Source organism: Paraburkholderia fungorum (genome assembly GCF_046026025.1).
GTDB classification, from domain to species: Bacteria; Pseudomonadota; Gammaproteobacteria; order Burkholderiales; family Burkholderiaceae; genus Paraburkholderia; species Paraburkholderia fungorum_E.
Window position 1 is genome coordinate 70,575 of record NZ_JAQQFL010000023.1, and the last position, 19,011, is coordinate 89,585.

General features: G+C 62.6%; 15 protein-coding genes. 10 read left to right on the forward strand and 5 right to left on the reverse strand.

The window, feature by feature from the left end:
- Window positions 1-9 precede the first annotated feature (9 nt).
- The 4 genes from betB to PQR67_RS23710 all read right to left on the reverse strand — a co-directional run bounded on the left by betB (window position 10) and on the right by PQR67_RS23710 (window position 4,337).
- Entirely contained in the window at window positions 10-1,479 is a 1,470-nt protein-coding gene (gene betB / locus PQR67_RS23695; protein ID WP_408464636.1) for a betaine-aldehyde dehydrogenase, read from the reverse strand.
- Window positions 1,480-1,522: 43 nt separating this feature from the next.
- Window positions 1,523-2,110, reverse strand: a complete 588-nt coding sequence (gene betI, locus PQR67_RS23700; protein WP_408464638.1) for a transcriptional regulator BetI — start codon at window positions 2,108-2,110, stop codon at window positions 1,523-1,525.
- Between the two features lie 175 nt (window positions 2,111-2,285).
- Window positions 2,286-3,458 carry a YncE family protein gene (locus tag PQR67_RS23705; RefSeq protein WP_408464643.1) on the reverse strand — a complete coding sequence of 391 codons (1,173 nt, stop codon included), beginning with the start codon at window positions 3,456-3,458 and terminating at the stop codon, window positions 2,286-2,288.
- A 63-nt stretch (window positions 3,459-3,521) separates the two neighbouring features.
- Window positions 3,522-4,337, reverse strand: coding sequence for a creatininase family protein (locus PQR67_RS23710; protein WP_408464645.1), 816 nt, complete (start codon window positions 4,335-4,337; stop codon window positions 3,522-3,524).
- A 314-nt stretch (window positions 4,338-4,651) separates the two neighbouring features.
- Between PQR67_RS23710 and fdhA the strand changes: the two genes are divergently transcribed.
- The gene (fdhA, locus tag PQR67_RS23715; protein ID WP_408464647.1) at window positions 4,652-5,851 is read left to right on the forward strand and encodes a formaldehyde dehydrogenase, glutathione-independent; all 1,200 of its coding nucleotides are present in this window, start codon (window positions 4,652-4,654) and stop codon (window positions 5,849-5,851) included.
- 161 nt (window positions 5,852-6,012) lie between these two features.
- Here the strand turns inward: fdhA and PQR67_RS23720 are convergent, their stop codons facing one another.
- Complete coding sequence (locus tag PQR67_RS23720; protein ID WP_408464649.1) at window positions 6,013-7,008, reverse strand: GlxA family transcriptional regulator; 996 nt, start codon at window positions 7,006-7,008, stop codon at window positions 6,013-6,015.
- 431 nt (window positions 7,009-7,439) lie between these two features.
- Between PQR67_RS23720 and PQR67_RS23725 the strand changes: the two genes are divergently transcribed.
- From PQR67_RS23725 to PQR67_RS23765, 9 genes are all read left to right on the forward strand, one after another.
- Window positions 7,440-8,714, forward strand: a complete 1,275-nt coding sequence (locus PQR67_RS23725; protein ID WP_408464651.1) for a serine hydroxymethyltransferase — start codon at window positions 7,440-7,442, stop codon at window positions 8,712-8,714.
- 18 nt (window positions 8,715-8,732) lie between these two features.
- On the forward strand, window positions 8,733-9,704 hold the full coding sequence (locus tag PQR67_RS23730) for a dipeptidase (RefSeq protein ID WP_408464653.1): 972 nt from the start codon (window positions 8,733-8,735) through the stop codon (window positions 9,702-9,704).
- Window positions 9,705-9,748: 44 nt separating this feature from the next.
- A complete protein-coding gene (locus tag PQR67_RS23735; RefSeq protein WP_408464655.1) occupies window positions 9,749-10,285 on the forward strand; it encodes a DUF5943 domain-containing protein in 537 nt (178 codons plus the stop codon).
- Between the two features lie 51 nt (window positions 10,286-10,336).
- Entirely contained in the window at window positions 10,337-12,400 is a 2,064-nt protein-coding gene (locus PQR67_RS23740; protein ID WP_408464657.1) for an oxidoreductase, read from the forward strand.
- A 2-nt stretch (window positions 12,401-12,402) separates the two neighbouring features.
- The gene (locus tag PQR67_RS23745; protein WP_408464659.1) at window positions 12,403-14,316 is read left to right on the forward strand and encodes a (Fe-S)-binding protein; all 1,914 of its coding nucleotides are present in this window, start codon (window positions 12,403-12,405) and stop codon (window positions 14,314-14,316) included.
- A 4-nt stretch (window positions 14,317-14,320) separates the two neighbouring features.
- Window positions 14,321-15,499, forward strand: a complete 1,179-nt coding sequence (locus PQR67_RS23750; RefSeq protein WP_408464661.1) for an electron transfer flavoprotein subunit alpha/FixB family protein — start codon at window positions 14,321-14,323, stop codon at window positions 15,497-15,499.
- Entirely contained in the window at window positions 15,496-16,302 is an 807-nt protein-coding gene (locus PQR67_RS23755; protein WP_408464663.1) for an electron transfer flavoprotein subunit beta/FixA family protein, read from the forward strand. The genes PQR67_RS23750 and PQR67_RS23755 overlap by 4 nt, the downstream gene beginning before the upstream one ends.
- Before the next feature lie 73 nt (window positions 16,303-16,375).
- Window positions 16,376-17,686, forward strand: a complete 1,311-nt coding sequence (locus PQR67_RS23760; protein ID WP_408464665.1) for an aromatic ring-hydroxylating oxygenase subunit alpha — start codon at window positions 16,376-16,378, stop codon at window positions 17,684-17,686.
- A gap of 36 nt (window positions 17,687-17,722) precedes the next feature.
- Window positions 17,723-19,009, forward strand: coding sequence for an FAD-binding oxidoreductase (locus PQR67_RS23765; RefSeq protein ID WP_408464759.1), 1,287 nt, complete (start codon window positions 17,723-17,725; stop codon window positions 19,007-19,009).
- The last annotated feature ends 2 nt before the right edge of the window (window positions 19,010-19,011 follow it).

Consider the following 19,011-nt stretch of genomic DNA (forward strand, 5'->3'; position numbering starts at 1 on the left):
CACTCCTCCTTAGAACACGGGCTGATACGGGCCGAGTTCGACCTGCACGGATTTGATACGGGTGTAGTGTTCGAGCGTGGTAATGCCGTTCTCACGGCCGACGCCCGATTGCTTGTAGCCACCCACCGGCATTTCCGCAGGCGACTCACCCCACGTATTGATCCAGCAAATACCCGCTTCGAGACGATGAATCACGCGATGCGCGCGCGCCAGGTTCTCCGTGACAACGCCCGCGGCGAGACCGAACGCGGTGCTGTTCGCACGCGAGACTGCTTCTTCTTCGTCGTCGAAAACAAGGATGCTCATCACCGGGCCGAAGATTTCTTCGCGCACGATCCGCATCGCGTCATGGCAGCCGGTGAAAACCGTCGGCTCGACGTACTGGCCGTTGCCGAAGTGGCCTTCTGTCAGCCGCTTGCCACCGGCAATCAACCGTGCGCCTTCCTGCACGCCGCTTTCAATGTAGCCGAGCACTTTGTGCAATTGCGCGGCGCTGACCAGCGGGCCGAAGTTGGTGTCGGCGTTAGTGGGTGAGCCGACGCGAATCCGCTTGACACGTTCCAGCACCAGCGCCTCGAATCGTTCCAGCACACTGCGCTGCACGAATACCCGTGTGCCGTTCGTGCAGACCTGACCCGAGCTGAAAAAGTTGGCGCTCATGGCGATGTCGGCGGCGCGTTCGAGGTTGGCGTCGTCGAAGACGAGCAGGGGGGATTTTCCGCCCAGTTCCATCGTCACTTCTTTCAGCGACGAGGCGCCCGCCAGCGACATGACTTTCTTGCCTGTTTCAACGCCGCCGGTGAACGAAATCTTTTCGATGTCGGGATGCGCGGCGAGCATGGCCCCCACGCGTCCGTCGCCTTGGACGACGTTGAACACGCCGGCCGGCACACCGGCTTCGGTATAAATCTCAGCGAGTTTCAACGCGGACAGGGGCGTGACTTCACTCGGCTTGAAGATCATTGCGTTGCCGGCCGCCAACGCGGGCGCCGATTTCCAGCACGCAATCTGGATCGGGTAATTCCACGCGCCGATACCTGCGCATACGCCCAGCGGTTCACGCCGCGTATAAACGAACGACGACGGCCGCAGCGGAATCTGCTGACCTTCGATAGCGGTTGCCAATCCCGCGTAATACTCGATCACGTCCGCGCCCGTGACGATATCGACAGCGCGGGTCTCAGCGATCGCCTTGCCGGTGTCGCGTGTTTCGAGCGCGGCGAGTTCGTCATTGCGCTCACGCAGGATCTCGACCGCACGGCGCAGGATGCGCGAGCGCTGCATGGCCGTCAGTGCGGCCCACTCGCGTTGGCCGTCGCGAGCGGATTGCACCGCGCGATCCACGTCGGCCGCCGAGGCTTGTTGCACGGTCGCGAGCGTTTCGCCGGTGGCGGGGTCGAGCGTGTCGAAAGTCTCGCCACTGGTGGCGTCGACGTAGGCGCCGCCTATATAGAGACGTTGCGTTGCGAATACCGCCATGACTTGCTCCTTTTTCTGAAAATATCGCCGCTCGGGACGCGTGCTAGTTGCGTGCTTCCAGCAGCAGATCGATGTAGTCGTTCGCCACACGCAGTGCGGCCTTCGTATCGAAAGGCTCGCCGGACAACGCGCCGCGCAGCCATAGTCCGTCGATCAGCGCCGCGAGACCGCTCGCCGCACGGCGCGCCGCCACACGCGGCAGCGCTTTGGAAAAATCCGCGCACAGATTCGAGTTCAGGCGCCGCGTGTTCACGTATTGAAGCCGCCGCAATTGCGGCTTGTGCATGCTTTCGGACCAGAACGCGAGCCAGGTTTTCATGACCGGGCTGCTGGTCTGCTCGGCGTCGAAATTCGCCGCGACGACCGCGCGCAGTTTCGAGCGAGGATCCGCTTTCGCCGCACGGCGCCGTCTCGACGTGGCTTGCCACAGATCGCGCAGCACGTGGCGCATGGTGGCTTCGAGCAAACCGTCCTTGTCGCCGAAATAGTGACTGACGATGCCGGTGGAAATGCTCGCCCGCTGGGCGACCGAGGCGAGTGTTGCACCGGCTAGACCCGTCTGGTCAATGGTCAGCAGGGTGGCGTCGATCAGTTGGGCGCGGCGGATTTCGCGCATTCCAAGTTTGGGCATGGTGCTGGAGGCGGCAGGCGCAGGCCGGCCACCCAAGTGTTCGATGGGCCATATTAGTTTTTTTATATTGAACGGTCAATCAATAAAAACGGTGCGGCGATGCAATCGTGTTCCCTCTATGCATCGAGGGAACACATTGTTCTCTAGAGAGCGCAGTCCGGTTTCCAGTCGCCGGTCAACGCATATTCCCCGTGTGGCCAAGTGAATAGCGCCCAGGCTGTGGCCAGACGGTGAGCCCATGCGGTTCCGCGCCAACCGGAATGGATTTGACGGAGCCGGTCGTCGTATCGATCGCGTAGACAACGTCGTCGAAGCGCCCGGACAGCCACAGCATCTTGCCATCCGCGCTGACATTACCCATGTCGGGACTGCCGCCACCCGGAATCGGCCAGTTCGCGACGACCTTGCGCGTGGCGAAATCGATCACCGATATGCTGCCTTTGCCATGTCTCGGTCCGTGCACGAGATTGGAGCCGCGATTGGACACATAGAGCCGGGTGCCGTCGCGGCTCGGGTACAGGCCGTGCGTACCGACGCCGGTCTTGATGAAGCCGATCTTCGTGAAGCTGTCGCCGTCGACCACATGGACGCCGTCGGCCATCATGTCGGCGACATAGAACACCTTGCCGTCCGGCGAGATGCGGATGTCCTGCGGCATGCCCTTCTTATCGAGTTCGAGGTAGCCCACGACCTTGCGGTTGACGAGATCGATCTTGGCCAGCTTGCCGCCGAATTCGCAGGTGAAGAGCGCGTACTTGCCGTCGATCGAGAAATCGGCGTGATTGATGCCCTTGCACTGCGGCGCTTCTAGACTCGATTTCAGCGCCATCGTGTGCGCATCGCGAAAGTCCAGCCGCGCGTGCGCTTCGGCCACCACGATCGCTTCTTTGCCGTCCGGCGTGAAGTACATGTTGTAGGGATCGTCGACCATGATCTGCTTGCCGGGTTTGCCGGTCTTCGGATCGATTGGGGTCAGGCTGCCGTCGGGGCGGCCTTCGGCGTTGTTGGCTACCCACAGCGTCTGCAGATCCCATGCAGGAACGACGTGCTGTGGACTGAAGCCGACGTGAAACCTGTCGACCACTTTCAGCGTGGCCGGATCGATCACGTAGACGTCGTTCGAACGCAGGTTCGGCACATAGACGCGCGGCAACGCGCCGGCGACTGCGGCGCTCATATGGCCTGCGCCCGCTTCGCTGTACAGATTATCGGGGTTCACTACGGGCGGCATGCCGGCCACCGTGGCGACAGCCGCCGCAGCCGACGCAGCGCCGGCGGCGCAGAAACCGGCCAGCGCGATGGCGGCAGCCGTTGCAACACGCGAAAAGTGGGGAGAACACAATTGCATGGTGAATTCCGTTATCGAGTGAATGGGTGAGCGGGGGCGCAAGCAGGCAAGCCGTTGAATGCTTCAACGGCTTGCGGTCTCTTTCCTGATGTCATCGATGGTTCGCGACACGATCGCGTTAACGCCCAGTTGACCGAGCTCAACGCTCGAGCGCCGCGGGTCGCCGCCATAGACGCCGTCGGCCGGTCCCAGTTTCGGACCGCTTCGCAGGCGCTCGAGCCGCACCATCTGCGGCGCGACCGCCAGCAGCAGCGAGGTATCCGCGAGTCCCGCGTGCGTGCCGATCTCGGCATCGCTGACACCGTGCTGCCGCAGGATCTGCGCGTAGCCGTCTGAACTGGTGCCGTAGTACTCAGGCGGCACGAATGCGCGGGCGCTCGAGCCGGCCCAGCTCTTGTTGAGCCGGGCTACAGCGTGCCTGACGTCGTTCTGGTAGCCGCCGTGGTCGCCGAGAAAGACGACGTTGGTGAAGCCGTGGACCTTGAAGCTGTTCGCGGCGGATTCCAGGGTCTTTTCGAACACGTCGTCCGGCACGGTGATCGTGCCGGGAAAGCGCATGTGCGAGGTCGGCGGAGCGTAGCCGCCCTCCGGCACGTAGGCGATGACCGGCGCGACGATCGCATTGCCGAGGCCCTCGGCGATGCGCTGCGAGAGCACCTTGACGCGTGCATTGTGTTTGCCGAGCGCGACGTCGGGGCCGCTTTGCTCGGTTCCGCCGATGGGGATGATGATGGTGGTCTTGCCCCCCTGAATCTGGTCGCGCAGTTCGGTCCAGGTCAGGTCCTCAAGGAATACGGTTTTTGGGGTTTGAGCAAAAACAGTCTGCGTGGTGATGAGCAAAACGACGGATGCGAACGCTCGTCTTAGCGGAAAACGCATGAAGGGATCCTTGTGGGAAATGCGTGTTGAGACGCGCGCTTAACCCACCAGCGCGATGTTCGTGCTCCGGCAATTGAGGCCGCGGCCACGATGGCGATGTGGGGTTCGCGCGCGGGGCCAGTGGCATTCTCGAAACGCGTTGCCAGGGGGTGAAAGCGAGAATAGCAGATCATTCGGCAGCACCTTGTGTGTCGGTTCCAGCCAAACCCGTGTCGCGTTGGGTGCATGTCCTTTGTTTCAGCGGGCGCTACGCTCGTTGAACGGCGTGCCACATCGAATCGCGCGCGCCGCTCACAGAACATGGAGACAGGCAAATGAGCAGCAATCGCGGTGTCGTGTATCTAGGGCAGGGCAAGGTGGAAGTGCAGTCGATCGACTTTCCGAAGATGGTCGATCCGCGTGGCCGGTCAATCGGCCACGGCGTGATCCTCAAGGTGGTCAGCACGAATATTTGCGGCTCCGATCAGCACATGGTGCGCGGCCGCACGACCGCCGAAGTCGGCCTCGTGCTCGGCCACGAGATCACGGGCGAGGTGATCGAAGTGGGTCGCGACGTTGAAACGTTGAAGATCGGCGATCTGGTGTCGGTGCCTTTCAACGTGGCTTGTGGACGCTGTCCGACCTGCAAGGCGCAGCACACCGGCGTGTGCCTGAACGTAAATCCGTCACGGGCCGGCGGGGCGTATGGTTACGTCGATATGGGCGGCTGGATCGGCGGCCAGGCCGAGTACGTGCTGGTGCCGTACGCCGACTTCAATCTGCTGAAATTCCCTGACCACGCCCAGGCGATGTCGAAAATCCGCGACCTGACATGCCTGTCCGACATTCTGCCGACCGGTTATCACGGCGCGGTGATGGCGGGCGTGAAGCCTGGCGCCACGGTCTACATTGCGGGCGCGGGGCCGGTGGGGATGGCGGCGGCCGCTTCCGCGCGCTTGCTGGGCGCGGCCTGCACGATCGTCGGCGACATGAACGAGGCGCGTCTCGCGCATGCGCGCAAGATGGGTTTTCAGACCATCGATCTGTCGAAGGACGCCACGCTCGGTGAACAGATCGAGCAGATTCTCGGCAAGCCTGAAGTGGATTGCGCGGTGGACTGCGTCGGCTTCGAGGCACACGGCCACGGCAGCAGCGGCTCGCATGAGGAAGCGCCGGCCACGGTGCTCAACTCGCTGATGGAAATCACCCGCGCCGCGGGCGCAATCGGCATTCCGGGCCTATACGTGACGGACGATCCGGGCGCTACCGACCCCGCTGCTCGCAGGGGCAGTTTGAGCATCCGCTTCGGTCTCGGCTGGGCCAAGTCGCACTCCTTCCATACGGGACAGACCCCGGTGATGAAGTACAACCACAATCTGATGCAAGCGATCTTGTGGGACCGCTTGCCGATCGCTGACATCGTGAATGTGACGGTTGTCTCGCTCGACCAGGCGCCGGACGGTTACCGTCAGTTCGATGGCGGCGCGCCGAAGAAGTTTGTGATCGATCCGCACGGGCTGTTGAAAGCGGCCTGACCTCGGCACACGGTGCATGCGTTGTTTGTTCTTCAACGCATGCACGACGATGGTTCACGGGGCCATTGCGAACGACGCGTGAACGACGCGCGAATGACGCCGCCGGCCATACCGCGCCGGCTAGCTGGACAGGTGCGAAGAACTGAAGTGCAGGCCGGAAATCACGCCGCCATGACGGGCACAGCGGCGAGGGAAGGTACCTGCCTGCGCCGCTCGCGGGTCGGCGCGGTGCCGAACGCGTCGCGATAGCTCTTCGAGAAGTGGCAAGCCGACTGGAAGCCGCAAGCCATGGTGATATGCATGATCGACATGTCGGTCTGCAGCAGCAATTCACGGGCGCGCCGCAGGCGCAGCGTCAGATAGTAATGTGTGGGCGTCATGCCCAGATGCTCGCGGAACAGGCGCTGCAATTGCCGTTGCGACATGCCGGCGAGCCGTGCGAGCTCTTCGCGCGACAGCGGCTCTTCGATGTTGTTCTCCATCAGCGAGATCACTTCGAAGAGCGACTTGTTGGCCGATCCAAGCCGCGCCACCAGCGGCATTTTCTGTTGCGCGCTGGTATCGCGCACATGTTCGACAATGAACTGCTCGGCGATCTGCGTGACCCGTGCCGTGCCGACACGCGGTGCGATCAGGTTGAGCATCATGTCGAGCGGCGCGACGCCGCCCGTGCACGTCACGCGATCCCGATCGATCACGAACAGTTCTTTCAGAAAGCGCGTGTCGGGAAACTCTTCCTTGAGCGCCGACATGTTCTCCCAGTGAATCGCACACGCATAGCCGGCCAGCAAACCGGCACGGGCCAGCGCATAGGTGCCGGTGCACAGGCTGCCGAGCACGCTGCCCGTGCGGGCGAAGCGGCGCAGCGCGATGAGGTGGTCGGCAGTGGTGGCGCGCTGCACGTCGATGCCGCCGACCACGAACACGATATCCGGCTGACCGACGCATTCGACTGGCCCGGTATCGACCGCGAGGCCGTTGCTCGCCGTCACCGGCCCGCCTGTGGGGCTCACGATCGACCAGCGGTAAAGCGTTTGTCCTGTCAGGTAGTTCGCCATGCGGAGAACTTCGATTGCGTTGGTGAACGCGATCATCGTGAAGTTCGGAAGCGGCATGAATGCGAAATGCGACAGCGACGCCGTGCGATCGGTGGACATGGGGGAAATGATTCCTTCGAATCTGTAATGTCGCGCCGCCGTGGGGAGCGGCGACTCCTGCAATTTTGAGTACTAGGGCAACTAACGTGCCATCAGGCTAAACCCTCGGATGCCCGTCAGTAACGAGAGATCGCCAGACAAACGGCACCACAACGGAGCGAGCGGCGCCCGCACGCGCACCCGAACCGCGCACCACGATCAGCTGCAGTGCAGCATGGGCGTGAATCGCTAACGATCGTTCGAAACCTGTTGTTGCGACTTGTCGAAAAAGGACGCGGATGGCGGAAAAGGCAAAGAACGCGTCTGAATTCGTAAATTGGCGGGCGAGACGAAAGTCAAGAATAGACGCAATGCAGACCGGTGGCAGCAGGGCGTTTTAGCCAGACTGGCAGCCGCTTCCGGTCCTCCGCCAACCACCCCACGGACCTTCCATGTCGAACCCGAATCCTTTCTTCGAAGAATCGCTCGCTACGCGTGACGCGGCGGTGCGCGGCGCCGTTTTGAAAGAGCTGGAGCGCCAGCAGTCGCAAGTCGAATTGATCGCGTCGGAAAACATCGTGTCGCGCGCGGTGCTCGAAGCACAGGGCTCGGTGCTGACCAACAAGTACGCGGAAGGCTATCCGGGCAAGCGCTATTACGGCGGTTGCGAATACGCCGACGTGATCGAAACGCTGGCTCTGGACCGCATCAAGCAACTGTTCAACGCGAAATTCGCCAACGTGCAGCCGCATTCCGGCGCCCAGGCCAACGGCGCGGTGATGCTCGCGCTAGTGAAGCCGGGCGACACGGTGCTCGGCATGTCGCTCGACGCGGGCGGCCACCTGACCCACGGCGCCAAGCCGGCGATGTCGGGCAAGTGGTTCAACGCGGTCCAGTACGGCGTGAATCGCGACACCATGCTGATCGACTACGAGCAGATCGAGGAACTCGCGCAGCAGCATAAACCGGCGCTGCTGATCGCGGGCTTTTCGGCTTATCCGCGTGCGCTGGATTTCGCACGGCTGCGCAAGATCGCCGATGGCGTGGGGGCGAAGCTGATGGTGGATATGGCGCACATCGCCGGGATTATCGCGGCCGGGCGTCATCAGAATCCGGTCGAGCACGCGCACGTCGTCACCTCGACCACGCATAAGACGTTGCGTGGACCGCGCGGCGGCTTTGTTCTGACGAATGACGAAGACATTGCCAAGAAAATCAACTCTGCCGTGTTTCCAGGTTTGCAAGGCGGCCCGCTGATGCATGTGATCGCCGGCAAGGCGGTGGCGTTTGGCGAGGCACTGCAACCGGGCTTCAAGACCTACATCGACAACGTGCTGGCCAATGCAAAGGCACTCGGCGAGGTGCTGAAAGCGGGCGGCGTCGATCTGGTGACGGGCGGCACCGACAACCATCTGCTGCTGGTCGATCTTCGCCCCAAAGGCCTCAAGGGCAATCAGGTCGAGCAGGCGCTGGAACGCGCGGGCATCACCTGCAACAAGAACGGCATTCCTTTCGACAGCGAGAAGCCGACTGTCACGTCCGGGGTTCGCCTCGGCACGCCGGCGGCCACGACACGCGGCTTCGGCGTGAGCGAATTCCACGAAGTCGGGCGCTTGATCGTCGACGTGTTCGATGCGCTGCGCGAACACCCGGAAGGCCATGCCGCAACCGAACAACGCGTGCGCCGCGAGATTTTTGCGCTGTGCGAACGCTTTCCCATCTACTGAGCACGCCTGGAGCAAACGATGAGTACTCTTCACGACAACAGCATCATCATCGACGGTCTGAACATTTCGAAGTTCGAGCGCTCGGTGTTCGAAGATATGCGTAAGGGCGGCGTGACCGCGGTGAACTGCACGGTGTCGGTCTGGGAAAGCTTCCAGAAGACGGTCGACAACATCGCCGAGATGAAGCAGCAGATCCGCGAATACGGCGAGATCCTGACGCTCGTGCGCACCACCGCCGACATCCTGCGTGCGAAGAAAGAGAACAAGACAGGCATCATTTTCGGCTTCCAGAACGCCCATGCGTTCGAAGACAACCTCGGCTATATCGAGGCTTTCAAGGACCTCGGCGTGAACGTGGTGCAGCTTTGCTACAACACGCAGAATCTGGTCGGCACGGGTTGCTATGAGCGCGACGGCGGGCTGTCGGGTTATGGCCGTGAAGTGATTCAGGAAATGAACCGCGTCGGCATCATGGTCGATCTCTCGCATGTGGGCGGCAAGACGTCGTCCGAAGCGATCGCCGCGTCGAACAAGCCGGTGTGCTACTCGCACTGCTGCCCGTCGGGGCTGAAAGAGCATCCGCGCAACAAGAGCGACGAGCAACTGAAAGAGATCGCCGACGCGGGCGGCTTCGTCGGCGTCACGATGTTCGCGCCGTTCCTCAAGCGCGGCCCGGACGCGACTGTCGACGACTATATCGAGGCAATCGAATACGTAGTGAATCTGATCGGCGAAGACCAGGTCGGGATTGGCACGGACTTCACGCAAGGCTACAGCACCGAGTTCTTCGACTGGATCACGCATGACAAGGGCCGTTATCGCCAGTTGACGAACTTCGGCAAGGTGGTGAATCCGGAAGGCATTCGCACGATCGGCGAGTTTCCGAACCTGACGGCCGCGATGGAACGCGCCGGCTGGAGCGAGACGCGCATCAGGAAGATCATGGGCGAAAACTGGGTACGGGTATTCGGCGAAGTGTGGACGGTCTGATTCGCCATTCACCGAACCTGAACCTATAAAAAACGGAGCCCCACATGCAACCCCAACTGCCTATCGACGTCGATCCGAACACCGGCGTCTGGACGACCGACGCGCTGCCGATGCTTTACGTGCCGCGTCACTTCTTCACGAACAATCATACGGCGGTCGAAGAAGCGCTCGGCATCGACGCGTATGCCGAGATTCTCTACAAAGCCGGCTACAAGTCAGCGTATTTCTGGTGCGACAAGGAAGCGAAACAGCATGGCATTGCCGGCATGGCGGTGTTCGAGCATTACCTGAATCGCCTGTCGCAACGCGGCTGGGGTCTCTTCTCGATTACGGAAGCCGACCCATCCAGTTCGCGTGCCCGCATCGAATTGCACCACTCGTCGTTCGTGCTCGCCCAGCCCGGCAAGGAAGGCAAGCTTTGCTACATGTTCGCTGGCTGGTTCGCCGGCGCGATGGATTGGGTCAACGATACCGCGCCGCACGGACAGCGCAAAGGTCCGCCGTCCCATTCGAAGGAAGCGCGCTGTGCGGCTGAGGGCCACGACCACTGCGTGTTCGAAGTGTCGCCGCTCGCGTCGTAACGACAACGCACACAAGCAGCACACAGCCTATCCATTCCGAGGTCGATCGCAATGCGTTACCCGAACCTTTTCAAACCTCTCACGCTGAACCAGTTGACGTTGCGCAACCGCATTGTCAGCACCGCGCACGCGGAGGTGTATGCGGAGCCGGGTGGTCTGCCCGGCGACCGTTATATCCGTTACTACGAAGAGAAGGCCAAGGGCGGCGTCGGCCTCGCCGTGTGCGGCGGCTCGAGCCCGGCGTCGATCGATAGCCCGCAAGGCTGGTGGAAGTCGGTGAATCTCTCGACCGACAAGATCATCGATCCGCTCGCGCGGCTCGCCGAGGCGATGCACCGGCACGGCGCGAAGATCATGATTCAGGCTACCCACATGGGCCGGCGCTCGGCATTTCATGGCGAGCATTGGCCGCATCTGATGTCGCCTTCGGGCGTGCGTGAGCCGGTGCACCGCGGCAATGCCAAGATCATCGAAGTGGAAGAGATTCGCCGCATCATCTCGGACTTTGCCGCGGCCGCGAAGCGCGTGAAAGATGCCGGCATGGACGGCATCGAGATCTCGGCGGCCCACCAGCATCTGATCGATCAGTTCTGGAGTCCGCGCACGAATTTCCGCACCGACGAATGGGGCGGCTCGCTCGAAAACCGTCTGCGTTTCGGCACCGAAGTGTTGAAGGCCGTGCGCGAAGCGGTGGGCGCGGATTTCTGCGTCGGTCTGCGGATGTGTGGCGACGAATTCCACGAAGACGGTCTCGATCACGAACAACTGAAAGAGATCGCCCAGGCGATGAGCGAAACCGGCCTGATCGATTACCTCGGCGTGATTGGTTCCGGCGCGGACACGCACAACACGCTGGCGAACTGCATGCCGCCGATGGCGCTGCCGCCCGAACCGTTCGTGCATCTCGCGGCGGGGATCAAATCCGTGGTGAAGTTGCCGGTGATGCATGCGCAAAGCATTCGCGACGCGGGTCAGGCGGAACGGTTGCTGGCGAGCGGCATGGTCGATCTGGTCGGCATGACGCGTGCGCAGATTGCCGACCCGCATATGGTCATCAAGATTCGCGACGGCCGCGAAGACGAGATCAAGCAATGTGTCGGCGCGAACTATTGCATCGACCGCCAGTACAACGGGCTGGACGTGCTGTGCGTGCAGAACGCCGCGACGTCACGCGAAGAAACCATGCCGCACGTGATCGCGAAGACGCGTGGGCCGAAACGCAAGGTAGTCGTGGTCGGCGCGGGCCCCGCTGGACTGGAAGCGGCGCGCGTGGCGAAGTCGCGCGGTCACGACGTGGTGCTGTTCGAGAAGAACGAAACGGTTGGCGGTCAGATCATGCTGGCCGCGAAAGCGCCGCAGCGTGAGCAGATGGCGGGCATTGTGCGCTGGTTCGATATGGAAACGAAGCGCCTCGGTGTCGATCGCCGTCTCGGCGTTGCTGCTGACGAAACAACCATCATGGCCGAGAAGCCGGACATTGTGGTGCTGGCCACGGGCGGTTCGTCGTTCACGTCGCAAGTCGCGGCGTGGGGCGTCGAGGAAGGGCTCGCGGTCAGTTCATGGGATGTCCTGTCGGGCAAGGTCGAGCCGGGCAAGAACGTGCTGGTTTATGACGGCGTCAGCACGCACGCCGGCGCGGGCGTTGCGGATTTCATGTCGAGCCGCGGCTCGAACGTCGAGATCGTGACGCCTGATGTGAAGGTCGCCGACGACGTTGGCGGCACCACGTTCCCGATTTTTTATCGCCGCCTCTACGCGCAAGGCGTGATTCATACGCCGAACTACTGGCTCGACAAAGTGTACGAGGAAGACGGCAAGAAGATCGCCGTGATCCGCAACGAGTACACGGAAGAACAGGAAGAGCGCGTGGTCGATCAGGTGGTGATCGAGAACGGCAGCACGCCGAACGACCAGCTCTACTGGACCCTCAAGCCCGAGTCCGTGAATCGCGGCCAGGTGGACGTACACAAGCTCTTCGCGTCCGAGCCGCAACCGTCGCTCAGCGAAGAACTCGGTAACGGCCGCTTCCTGCTGTTCCGCGTCGGCGACTGCATTTCCATGCACAACATTCACGGCGCGATTTACGACGCGCTGCGCCTTTGCAAGGATTTCTGACGATGAGCCCCGTGTTTGTCATCACTGTCCTGCTGTGGTTGTCGGTGGCGGGTCTGGCGTTCGCGCTCGTCAAGCGCGCCGCGTACTGGCGCGAAGGCCGCGCCACGGCGGTGGGCGCGTACGGCTGGACCAATCTGCTGGCGATTCCGAAGCGCTATTTCGTCGATCTGCATCACGTGGTTGCACGCGACCCGTACATCGCGAAAACGCACATGGCGACCGCGGGCGGCGCGATCCTCGCGATGGCGCTGGTATTCGTCAACTACGGTCTGGCGATTTACTCGCCGTGGCTCGACAAGCTGATCTTTCTGGCCGCGCTGGTGATGCTGGTCGGCGCGGTGTTCGTCTGGCGCCGGCGCCATGGTGCGAAGGCGGTGCCGGCGCGGCTCTCGCGCGGGCCCTGGGATCATCTGCCCTTGCTGCTCGGGTCGTTCGCGCTCGGTTTGGCGCTGTTCATCGCGCTGCCGGCCGCTGCGATGTCGGGTGCGCTGGCGATCATCGTCGCGCTGCTGATCGCGGCAGGCGCGTTCACGATGACCTTCGGCGCGGCGCGTGGCGGCCCGATGAAGCATGCGCTCGCCGGTCTGCTGCACCTCGCGTTTCATCCGCGTCAGGAGCGCTTTGCGGAGCGCAACGACAACGACGTCGTACCGCCGACCGCATTGAAGGTGCCGTTGCTCGACGCGAAGGAATACGGCGTCGGCAAACCGGTCGAATTCCGCTGGAACCAGTTGCTGAGCTTCGACGCCTGCGTGCAGTGCGGTAAGTGCGAAGCGGCGTGCCCCGCGTTTGCGGCCGGGCAGCCGCTCAATCCGAAGAAGCTGATTCAGGATCTGGTCACGGGCATGGTCGGCGGCACGGACGAGGCGTATGCGGGCAGCCCGACGCCTGGCATTCCGGTCGGCAAGCACGGCGGCGCGCCGGGCAAGCCGCTCGTGTCGAGCCTGATCGAAGCGGACACGCTGTGGTCGTGCACCACCTGCCGCGCCTGCGTGCAGGAATGCCCGATGCTGATCGAGCACGTCGACGCGATCGTCGATATGCGCCGCAACCAGACCCTGGTGGAAGGCAGCGTACCCGGCAAAGGGCCGATCACGCTCGCGAATCTGCGCGAGACGGGCAGTTCGAACGGTTATGACATCGGCGCGCGTTACGACTGGGCGGTCGATCTGCAAGTGCAGGTCGCGCAGCCGGGACGTCCGGTGGATGTGCTGTTGATCGCCGGCGAAGGCGCGTTCGACATGCGCTACCAACGCACGCTGCGTGCATTGGTCAAGGTGCTGAATCGGGCGGGAATCGACTACGCGGTGCTCGGTGGCGTCGAAACCGACACCGGTGATACGGCACGGCGTTTGGGCGACGAAGCGACCTTCCAGCAACTTGCGGCCAAACTGATCGGCACGCTTTCGCAGTACACGTTCGGCAAGATCGTGACCGCCGATCCGCACGTGCTGCACAGCCTGCGCAACGAGTATCGCGCGCTCGGCGGTTTCTACGAGGTGCAGCATCATACGGCCCTGATCGAAGAACTGGTGGCGAGCGGCAAGCTGTCGCCGAAGGCGGTCGCCGCGTTCGCGGACCGCAAGATCACATATCACGACCCGTGCTATCTGGGCCGCTATAACGGCGAGACGGAAGCGCCGAGACGGTTGCTGAAATCCATCGGCATCAAGGTGGTCGAAATGGAACGCAACGGATTGCGCGGACGATGCTGCGGCGGTGGCGGCGGTGCGCCATTGACTGACATTCCCGGGAAAAAACGCATTCCAGACATCCGTATCGACGACGCTCGTACGATCGGCGCCGAGATCGTGGCGGTGGGTTGCCCGAATTGCACGGCGATGCTCGAAGGCGTGGTCGGCCAGCGTCCGGAAGTACTGGACGTCGCTGAACTGGTTGCAGCAGCGTTGGAGTAAGGCGATGAACACGCTCAAACGAATCGACCCGCGCCGTCCGTTCACGATCACGGCCGACGGACTCAAGCGCATCACGCTCGGCATGACGAGCGTTTCCGGCTCGACCGAATTCGCGGCGCACGGCGCCACAGGGTCAGCGCATCGCGAGCATGCGAAACCGCGCCGCACGGCGGCCTCGGCGCGGCGGGTGCTGCTGGTGGCCGCTCATGCGGACCGTGGCGCGCTGGACGACCACGCGCGCCAGACTCTGGCCGCCGCGGCACTGATCGCGGACGCGACCACTGAGGTCGTACTGCTCGTATTCGGCGAGTTCGCCGGCGATGCGGCCGCGCTCGGCGCCGACAAACTGATCGAGTTGCCGATGTTCGACCGGCGCGTTTTTGCGCCTCTGGACGAATTGAACGCACTCGCCGCGTGCGTCGCGGCTTATGCGCCGGCGCACATTTTCCTGCCCGATAACGCCACCGGCGACGGCGATCTCGGCCGTCGCTATGCGGCAGCGGCGAATGCGAGCGTCGCCACGCACGTCGTCGAAATCGATGCGGCGCATGTCGCGGCTTATGTCCAGACGAATACGGCGTTCGCCAGCCGTGCACTGCCCGAGGTCGTGTTGCTCGCACCGAATGCGGTCGATCCGAAGCTGCCGTTTGTCGGCGCGGGTGAGCGCGTGGTGTGGCGTTTCGACGGCGAAACGGCATCGTCGCAAGGCATCGTGCGCGATCTTGGCATCGAAGAAATGGATGCTGCCCAGCTTGCGCTCGAAGAGGCGGATTTCATCGTTTCGGCGGGCAACGGCGTGAGTGACGTTCCCGCGTTCGAGCGCCTGGCGGCAACGTTGGGCGCCGCGATCGGCGCAAGCCGCGTCGCGGTGGACGACGGCAAGTTCACCCGTGACAAGCAGATCGGCGCCACCGGCAAGACCGTCGAGGCGAGCGTCTATATCGCGTTCGGTATTTCCGGCGCGGTTCAGCATTTGCAGGGCATCAAGGATTGCCGGCACGTGATCGCCGTGAACCTCGACGCCAGCGCACCGATCGCCAAACGCGCGAATCTGACCGTCATTGCCGACGCGCAGGAGACCATCGCCGCGCTGAACGAAGCCGCGGCGGCTGCGCGCACGGCACGCGGCACCGGTGCGGCGCTTTTGAATTCAACGGCTGTTGCGGAAGGAGCGCTTGCATGAAGATCGCCGTACTGGTTTCCGTGGGGCGGCACCCGATTAGCGGCACCGCGCGCTACAGCCGTAACGACGCCGCCGCGCTGACAATCGCGCTTTCACTCGCCAAAACGCATGGCGCGACGCTCGACGTGTTGCATGCGGGCGATCCGTCGAACCCGGCGCTCAAGGAATATCTCGCGCTCGGCGCACGCACGGTCGAGGTGCTTGAAATGGCGGCCACGCTTGATGGGCAAACCGACGTGACAGCGCCGCTCGCCACCCGTCTGCGCGGTTACGACCTCGTATTCACCGGCACCCGCGCCGAAGGCGCATTCGATAGCGGCATGCTGCCGTATCGCGTCGCCAGTGCGCTGGAGATGCCGCTGGTGGGTGCGGCAGTCGATCTGACGCTACGCGATGGCTGCGCGGAGATCCGGCAATTCATGCCGAAGGGTTTGCGCCGGCGCGTCGAGGTGCGGCTGCCGGCTTTGATCGCGGTGCATCCGATGGCCAATGCCGCGCCGAGCTACGCCTATGCGAGGTTGCGCGAAGGCACGATCCGCCCGGTTGTGGCAACCATGGTTAGGAGCCCGGACGCCGGCGGGTCCGCCCCCGGAGGGCCGGACAACCTCGCCTGGACGATTCGTCCCGCGAGCGCCAAACCGGTGCGCTTCGCCGCCGCCGAGAAGCGCTCGGGCCATGCCCGCATGCTCTCGGCGACGACCACGGAAAGCCGCGGCGGAAGCGTCGTAATTGAAGGGAGTTCCGTCGAAAAAGCACAAGTGATCCTTGCGTATTTGCGCGAGCATCAACTCGTGGATTACTGATTTCCGGTTCGGGCCAGCATGCGACCAGGAGGGCCTGGCGCAGCGCCAGACGTGACATGCAACGGAGCACACAATGAAAGTTTCGGCAGACGTTCGCGCAATGATCGAACGCCGCAAAAAGAATCACACACTGGAAGCGCCGTTCTATACGGGCGAGGACATTTTCGCGCTCGATATGGAGGTGATTTTCCGCAAGCACTGGATTCAGGTCGCGGTGGAACCGGACGTGCCGGAGCCGGGCGACTACATCACGGTGGAAATCGGCAACGATTCGATTCTGATCGTGCGCGACGACGACATGCAGGTGCGGGCGTTCCATAACGTTTGCCGTCACCGCGGCGCGCGTTTGTGCAATACGGACAAGGGTTCGCTCGGCAATATCGTCTGCCCGTATCACAGCTGGACCTACAACCTGAACGGCGATCTGATGTTCGCCGAGCATATGGGCGATCAGTTCGACCGCTGCAAGCACAGCCTGAAAGCGGTGCATCTGCAGAATCTCGCCGGGCTGATTTTCATCTGTCTCGCCGAAGAACCGCCGGCGGACTTTGCCGTGATGCGCGCCGCGATGGAACCGTATCTGCTGCCGCACGAACTCGCGGGCTGCAAGGTCGCGGCGTCGATCGACATCATCGAAGAGGGCAACTGGAAGCTCACGATGGAGAACAATCGCGAGTGCTACCACTGCGTCGCGAACCATCCCGAGCTGACGATTTCGCTGTACGAATACGGCTTCGGCTATCAACGTACGCCTGCCAACGAAGAAGGCATGGCCGCGTTCGAAGCAACCGTGGCGCGCCGTACCGCGCAATGGGAAGCGATGAAACTGCCGTCGGCGGAAATCGACCGTCTGGCCGATCTGGTCACGGGCTTCCGTACGCAACGCCTGCCGCTCGATCGCGATGGCGAATCGCAGACCATGGACGCGAAGGTGGCGTCGAAGAAACTGCTCGGTGGTTTCGAGCAGGCCGATCTCGGCGGCCTGTCGTTCTGGACCCAGCCGAATTCGTGGCATCACTTCATGAGCGACCATATCGTCAGCTTCTCGGTGATTCCGTTATCGGCGGGTAAGACGCTGGTGCGCACCAAGTGGCTCGTCCACAAGGATGCTCGCGAAGGCATCGATTACGACGTGAACAATCTCACGGCCGTGTGGCGCGCCACCAATGACCAGGACCGCGCGCTCGTGGAGTACTCGCAACGCGGCGCGACCAGCAGCGCCTACGAACCGGGTCCGTACTCGCCGTTCACCGAAGGCCTCGTCGAGAAATTCTGCGAGTGGTACATCGGCCGCATTGCGGAGTTCAGCAATGCGCCTCAAACCCATGATGCCGGCGATGCGCCGGTTTCGCACGGCGAAAAAGTCGTGTCGTTCATGCGCTGAGCGCAATACCGCAACCAGGAGCGGGAGAAAATAATGATGCGCGATCAGGCGACGCTTCAGCTCAGTCCCGAGCCGGCTCCTAGCCGCGAGGTTTCAGGCGGTGACGTTTCAAGTCCGCTGACTTTAAGCCCGGTGACTTCAAACCGTGTTACGCAGCCGCGGTTCTGGGAGAGCTTGCCGGCGCGCTGGAACAGCGATACCGAAGACACACTCGTATGCTGCCAGGTTCGTCAGGAAACGCACGACGTCAAGAGCTTTTTCTTTCGCGCGCCGTCCGAGCGGGCGTTCGTGTTCGAGCCTGGGCAATTCATCACGCTGGAGCTGGAGATCGACGGCGAGGCGGTGAATCGCTGCTACACGATCTCGTCGCCACCCACGCGTCCGCACACCATTTCCATCACCGTGAAGCGCGTGCCGGGTGGCAAGGTGTCGAACTGGTTGCACGACAATCTGCACGCTGGCATGCAGGTTCGTGTGCTGGGGCCGTCAGGCGAGTTCACCTGCGCGCGGCATCCCGCGCGTAAATTTCTGTTTCTGTCGGCAGGGTCGGGCGTGACGCCGCTGATGTCGATGAGCCGGGCGCATCATGAACTCGGCGAGGATAGCGACATCGTCTTCCTGCATAGCGCCCGCACGCCGGACGACATCATCTTCGCGCGTGAGCTCGACCTGATTGCGTCGAATCAGGCCAATTTCCGCACTGCATTCGTTTGTGAACGGCTCGGTGCACGGACCAACTGGCCCGGCGTGACCGGCTTTCTGACCTTGCCCTTGCTTAAACTCATCGCGCCGGATTTTCTGGACCGCGAGATTTTCACCTGCGGCCCCGCGCCTTATATGCAGGCCGTCCGGAACCTGCTGGCGGAAGGCGGTTTCGATCGCAACCATTATCACGAGGAAAGCTTTTCGTTCGAGACGATCAGCGAGGTGGCCGCGCAATTGACGACCGCGCACGTCGCTGATGCCTTGCAGGCGCCGACAACCGCTGCGGAGCGCTTTGTCGAAACGCGTGAACACGCTGCGGGGTTCACGCCCGCGGAGGTGCCGCTCGAAACAGAAACGAAGTTCAAGGTGAGCTTTGTCAAAAGCAATCGCGAGATCGAATGCGGCAGCGGCCAGCATGTACTCGACGCGGCGAAGAAGGCCGGCGTGCGGCTCGCGGCCTCGTGCACCCAGGGCATGTGCGGCACCTGCAAGGTCAAGCTGGTGTCTGGCGAAGTCGCGATGAAACACGCCGGCGGCATTCGTCAGCGTGAAATCGATCAGGGCATGGTGCTGTTGTGTTGCAGCAAGCCATTGAGCGATCTCGTCGTCGATAAGTAAGA